Genomic DNA, 5,833 nt, shown 5'->3' on the forward strand with positions numbered 1-5,833 from the left:
CGCTTGTGCGTGCGGATTTCAAACTGCTCGCGCGACTTCTTGTCGACGTGCGGCGAGCGGTTCACGGTGAACTTTTCGATCAGGGTCGGCAGCGGAATCGGACCGCGGACGGTCGCGCCGGTGCGCTTGGCCGTATTGACGATTTCGCGCGTCGAAAAGTCGAGGACGCGGTGATCGAAGGCCTTGAGCCTGATGCGGATGCTCTGATCCATATCGGTTGCTATTCCCAAGCAGGCGAACCTGCGTCCCTGTGAACCATTTCAAAGACCGGAGTCTTCAGGCGCTAAGGCCTTCAGAGTACGCACGTTTCGCAAAAACGATCGGCCCACGCGGTCGCCCGCGAAGGCCGTTGAAGTCCTAAGGGCACTGCAAAGAACAGGGTCTCAGGTCGTTCCTGCGAACCGCGTCTGCGGATTGCTCCGCACAGCCGGTCCAACAAGAGTGGGCGCTTATGACGCCCGATTCCGCTTACGTCAAGCGGCGAAAAGGTGGCGAAGGCTTATGGCGTCAGCCTTTGCGCCCCCGCGTCCCACTTCAGCACGATCGAGGCGCACGAACCGTCGTTGTCGCATTCCGGTTCGTCGATGACCACCGCCGGCGTCGCCGCCACATCGATGCGGGCGAACCGCTCGGCCTGCGAGCCATAGGCCAGCACCGCCTGGCCGTCGTCACGGGTCAGCCAGACCTCGAAACCGGGGATCATGGCCATGTCCCCGGGGCTGGCCTGGCATGGGATGGTCCGCTCCACCACCCAGTCGCGGCGGCCGTCGCCATCGACGTCGGGGATGTCGTGCAGGGCCGGGCGGCGCACGTCTATGCCGTCGTCATTATAGACCGAGGCGCAGGTGGTGCGGGTCTTGAACCAGATGTCGGCCACCGGCTGGGGCGCGTCATCGCGCGGGCCGCGATCCTCGGACCGGTCGATGGGCGAAAAGGCGCCGACCGGGATCACCGTCACGCCTTCGCGGTTCGGACGTTCGACCAGGCGGCGCAGATCCGCATCCCAGGCATAAGAGAAGCGGCACTCCCGGCCGGCGTCGCTGGAGCACAGAGAATGGTGCACCCAGGCCTCGACCCGGCGCTCGCCGTCCTGCTGATACAGGGTCAGTTCATGGGCCTGTTCGTCGAAGGCGCGGGTCAAGCCGTCGTCGCCCAGGCTGACATACAGGATCTGGGTGCAGCCCCCGGTGCCGCAATAGGCGCTGATCTCGGCCGGGCCATAGTCGACCCGCCAGTCGGCATGACCGTCCGGAGTCAGGTCCACGGCGCGGATGACGCCGTCGGGAACCCGTGTGACCAGCGGTGGACGATTGGTCGGGTCGTCGCGGTCGAAGGTCGTCTCGTTGATGTCGCGCAGCACCATCCAGGCCAAGCCTTCGGGCGGCGTCTGGGCCTGGGCCGTCGCGCCCGCCGCCAGAACCATGCCCAGAACCGACGCCAGTATCGTTACGCGCATCCCTGCCCCTCCCTTGGATCAGCAAGACCAGCCTAGCACGCAGGCGTGCGGCCGCGCCCCTCCGTTCCTGACGGCCGCGCCCGCAGGCGCAGACAGACGAAAGGCTCCGACATCGCCGTCGGGGCCTCCGCCACATCGGGGAGATCTGTCTGTCAGCGGTTGCCGATGTTCAGCCGCCCGCCGCCCATGACGTTGCGTTCGACCGTGCCGCTGACCGAGCCGATATTCACGTCGCCCCCGCCCATCAGATTGACTTCGGCAGAGTTGGCGGGGCCGTTGAAATCCACGTCGCCGCTGCCGGCGATGCTGACCTCGAACCGGTCGGCGCGGCCGCCGCGCACGGCGACATTGCCAGATCCGGCGATGCTGGCTTCGAAATTCCCGTTGACCGAGGCGATGCTGACATCGCCCGACCCGGCGATGGACACCTCGGCCGCGCCCGTGCCGGCGGTGGACACGTCACCCGAACCGGCGATGGACACTTCCAGCTGACGCGAGGTTCCGGCTCGCACATCGCCCGAGCCGGCGACGGCGATGGACAAGGCGCCATCGACATTGGCCACGACCCAGCCGCCGCAGCCGGCGCTGCCCAGGTCCACCGAGGTGGCGCCGCGACCGATGGAGCCGAAGACGGCGCCGCCGGCCTCGACCTCGACCGCGCGTGGCGTGCGAATGACGATCAGGGGCGCATTGGCTACCTCGATCCGGCCGTGGTTGCGCACTTCGACCGAGGCGCCCTGGCCGGGCCGCGTGGCGTTCGCCGGGCCGGACCGGCACTGGCGGATGGCGTTGCGACCCAGGTCGCCGTCCACGATCACCCGGTCGCCGCGACGGCTGACCTTGACCGCCGGCAGGTTGGCGGCGCCCTGTTCGACCTCGACGGCCACGTCAGCGCGGTCCTCAACCACCACGGCCACGCGGGCGACGGCGTTGCGGATCTCGACGTCGGGCGAGGCCCAGGCGGGCGAGGCCAGGGCGGTCAGCCCCAGGGCGGCGGCGGTAGCGGCGAATGCGGCGGTCTTCATGACGGGTTCCCTTTCCCCAGCAAACTGTGCGGAAAAGGTGCGCCCCGGTCGGCGGGGTGTCACTTTAAAACGAGGTCATGACCTCGATTTAACCTCAAGGGCGGCCGATCAGGCCGGCAGCGCACCGGCGCCGTCCACGGCCCCCACCGTCGGCTCGAAGTCGCGCTGGAAATGTTTCAGCCTATCCTTCATCACGCCGGTCCGGCGCAGGGCCAGCGACGCGGCCCAGCGCGCGGCCAGCTGCCCCTGCCCCATGACGTCGGTGGGGCGCGGCGCCCCGCCCCGGCTGCGGATCACGGCGTTGGTGTAAAGCGCGCCGTTGCGCATCCGCGACGACCAGGTCTGGAAATCCATCGACAGCGAGACGCAGAACCGGTCCAGGTTCTCCACCCGATGCGGCGCATACAGCGGCCAGGTCAGGGCCTGACCCGGTTCCAGGTCGATCACCGTGGCGTCGCCTTCGAACGCCAGGGTGTAGGGCAGTTCCTCGGTCGTCTGGCGCGCGACCACCTGTTCCATGTTGCGTTCGGGCAGATGCGCCTCGTCGCCCGGATAGACGAACACCCGCTTGCGTCCGCGCAGGTGGAACAGCACCACCCCCGCCGCATCGAAATGATAGGGCACCCGCGCCGCCGGCGACGACAGGATCAGCTGACCGGCATTGGTCACCGCCCGCATGCGCGGATAGGTCGCCTGGATGGCGCCGAACTCGGCCATGGCGTCGGCCCAGAAGTCGGGCAGCACCTGCTCGACTCCGCGCAGATTGACCCACAGGCGGCCCTGCTTGATCGCCTCCAGCAGATCTTCGCCCGACAGCCGCCCGCGCGCGCCGGTGCGCAGCGACACCTGACCGGCGTCGTCATAGTCATACAGATTGATGTCGAACAGCTCGGCCGGATAGCGGTCCAGCACCTGGGCCAGATGCTCGTCCGATCCCCAGCCGCGCTGGACCAGGCGATGCGGATGCACGGCGGCGCGGTCGATCGGGCCGGGATAGCGGGTCTGGCGTTCGGTCATCAGGCGGGCTTTCCAGCAGGGGCGATCCGGCGGCTCAGGGCCACGCGCGCGGCGGCGGCGGCGCCCCGCAGCCGGTCAGTCGGGGTGGTTTCACAGGCTTCGATGGCGGCCCAGCGGCGCCGGATGCTGGTGCGCAGGCGCTCGCCCCGCCCATCCCCGGCCAGGTTCAGCAGGCCCACGGCCGACTGGCTGATCCGCGCACCCAGGCCGGGGCGCAGCACCACCGCCTCGGTCACCGAGCGGTGGGCGTTGCAGAAATACTTTTTGTAGCCCTCGCCACCGAAGCCGTAGTCGAAGGCGACATAGCCTTCGCCCGACGCCCGCCGCATGGTCTCAAGGCTCAGCAATATGCCGGGCGAACAGCGCGCCAGGCCGGGTACATAGGCGGGGAACCAGAAATGGTACTGGTCGCCCGCGTGCATAGAATATTCCAGGGCGCACAGCTTGTCCCCGGCCCACAGGGCCGCGATGGAGGCGCCGAAGTCGTCCTGCCCTTCCGTTTGCATCAGGGCGTGCAGCAGCTGGGCCGTCCAGCCGCAGGCGAAGACGTCGTGGCGGCCGGTGCGACGGTACTGGTCGCGCTTCAGATCGATCAGCTGGTCCAGCAGGCCGCCGTCGCGCAGCCCATGCTCCACGCGAAGCGGGCCGAACTCAGTTTCCAGGCTGCGCCGGGCGCGTTCCTTGTCCTTGAAATATTTGCCCCAGGTCTGGCGGCGCTCGGCGTACCAGGCGTCATAGCCTTGCGGCATCACCACCTGACAGGTGTCGCGCGTCTCGCCCACCTCGCCCGCCGGCCCCACCCAACCGCCGACATTCAGCCGTGACCCGCCCAGCAGCCGCGCCGCCTGGCCCAGGTCCAGCCCCTGCCCCGGATGGGCGATGATCCCGTGATAGTCGTTCATGGGCGCCGCCAGGGGCTGGACCGCCCCGCCCCGGCGCTGATGCGGGAAATAGCCGACCACCTGACCCTCGCGCCGGAACACGGCCACGGCCGCCTGGGGGCTGACGCGGGCGGCGACCTGGGTGAACTCGGGCCGGAAATAGGGGCTGTTCAGATCGGGATTGGCGCCGACCATGGCGCGCCACAGCGTCACGTCCTCTCGCGTCAGAGCGTCTGCCGGAATGATGTCGACCTGAACCATGGCCCCCGTCCTAAGCCCACGCCGGTTGCATCGCGGTTTAGCGGCATGGTGAACGAAACCTGTGCGGAGCCGCCGGGCCGCCTCGGGCGTTGCCGTGGGATCGTCCATCCGCAACAGTAGAGCCTGATCATGACCGACGCCCGCCCCGACAACCGCGAGACCGAAACCGAGAACCAGCGGACACCGGGCCGCGAGGGCCAGCCGCCCCGCCCCGCCACCGAGCCGCGCGGCGGCGAAGGCAGCTCGAACTCGGGCCAAACCGAAACCGACCCCGCCACCGGAGAACCCAACGGATGAAGACCTTCGCCGCCGTCGCCACCCTGATGACCTGTGTGGTCGCCGCCCCCGCCCTGGCCCAGACGGCGGCGGCGCCCGCCGCCTGTCCGGTCAGCGCCGAACATGTGGTCGCCAACGGCGGGCTGGAGCGCAGCCGGGCGGCGGTCGCCGGTGGGCGGCTGACCATCCTGGCCATCGGTTCGTCCAGCATCGAGGGCGCCGGCGCCAGCCGCCGCGAACTGGGCTTCGTGCCCCTGTTGCAGGCGGGGCTGGAGCGGCGGCTGCCGGGCGTGACCGTCACTGTCATCAACAAGGGCATCGGCGGCGAAACCACCAAGGACACGGCCGACCGGCTGCAGGCGGAAACCGTCGCCGCCCGGCCGGATCTGGTGCTGTGGCAGCTGGGCACCAACGACATGCTGCGCGACCGGCCGATGGACGACGTCTTCGCCGACTTCCGCCGCGGCCAGGCCATTCTGGATCGGGCGGGCGTCGATGTGGCGCTGATCGATCCCCAGCGCCTGCCCGAAGATGCGCGCAATCCCGCCTTCCGGGGCCGCAACCCGGCCCTGGCCGAAATGACCCGCCTGATCGAACTGGAGGCCGGGCGTGTCGGCTATGCGGTGGCCCGCCGCTTCGCCCCGATGATCGCCTGGTCGGGCCTGGAAGGGGGGGGCGTCGGGCCTGACGACCTGCATCTGAACGACCAGGGCTATGCCTGCTGGGCCGAGGTGACGGCCGAGGGTCTGGCCGCCGCCCTGCGCTAAACCCCAAAAAGCAAAGCCCCCGCTGGATCGCTCCAGCGGGGGTCTCATTACGCTTGGCCTATGCTCGCCTCAGCGGAGGCTCGCGGCTTGAGGCCGATCAGTCGATGATCTTCGACACCACGCCGGCGCCGACGGTGCGGCCGCCTTCGC

General features: G+C 69.2%; 7 protein-coding genes. 2 read left to right on the forward strand and 5 right to left on the reverse strand.

Annotated elements, in window-relative coordinates:
- From rpsJ to Q0581_RS03235, 5 genes are all read right to left on the reverse strand, one after another.
- A partial coding sequence (rpsJ, locus tag Q0581_RS03215) for a 30S ribosomal protein S10 (RefSeq protein WP_298697549.1) occupies window positions 1-212 on the reverse strand: 212 nt, incomplete at its 3' end.
- A 287-nt stretch (window positions 213-499) separates the two neighbouring features.
- Complete coding sequence (locus tag Q0581_RS03220) at window positions 500-1,456, reverse strand: hypothetical protein (protein ID WP_298697551.1); 957 nt, start codon at window positions 1,454-1,456, stop codon at window positions 500-502.
- 152 nt (window positions 1,457-1,608) lie between these two features.
- On the reverse strand, window positions 1,609-2,481 hold the full coding sequence (locus Q0581_RS03225) for a DUF2807 domain-containing protein (protein ID WP_298697553.1): 873 nt from the start codon (window positions 2,479-2,481) through the stop codon (window positions 1,609-1,611).
- A gap of 108 nt (window positions 2,482-2,589) precedes the next feature.
- Window positions 2,590-3,498, reverse strand: a complete 909-nt coding sequence (locus Q0581_RS03230; RefSeq protein WP_298697555.1) for a transcriptional regulator — start codon at window positions 3,496-3,498, stop codon at window positions 2,590-2,592.
- Window positions 3,498-4,640 carry a GNAT family N-acetyltransferase gene (locus Q0581_RS03235; RefSeq protein WP_298697557.1) on the reverse strand — a complete coding sequence of 381 codons (1,143 nt, stop codon included), beginning with the start codon at window positions 4,638-4,640 and terminating at the stop codon, window positions 3,498-3,500. Before Q0581_RS03235 ends, Q0581_RS03230 begins: the two co-directional genes overlap by 1 nt.
- Before the next feature lie 129 nt (window positions 4,641-4,769).
- Between Q0581_RS03235 and Q0581_RS03240 the strand changes: the two genes are divergently transcribed.
- Both Q0581_RS03240 and Q0581_RS03245 read left to right on the forward strand, forming a co-directional pair.
- Entirely contained in the window at window positions 4,770-4,937 is a 168-nt protein-coding gene (locus Q0581_RS03240; protein WP_298697558.1) for a hypothetical protein, read from the forward strand.
- Complete coding sequence (locus Q0581_RS03245) at window positions 4,934-5,683, forward strand: SGNH/GDSL hydrolase family protein (protein WP_298697560.1); 750 nt, start codon at window positions 4,934-4,936, stop codon at window positions 5,681-5,683. The genes Q0581_RS03240 and Q0581_RS03245 overlap by 4 nt, the downstream gene beginning before the upstream one ends.
- Window positions 5,684-5,833 lie beyond the last annotated feature (150 nt).

Origin of the sequence: uncultured Brevundimonas sp. (genome assembly GCF_937863155.1) — a bacterium.
Classification (GTDB): Bacteria; Pseudomonadota; Alphaproteobacteria; order Caulobacterales; family Caulobacteraceae; genus Brevundimonas.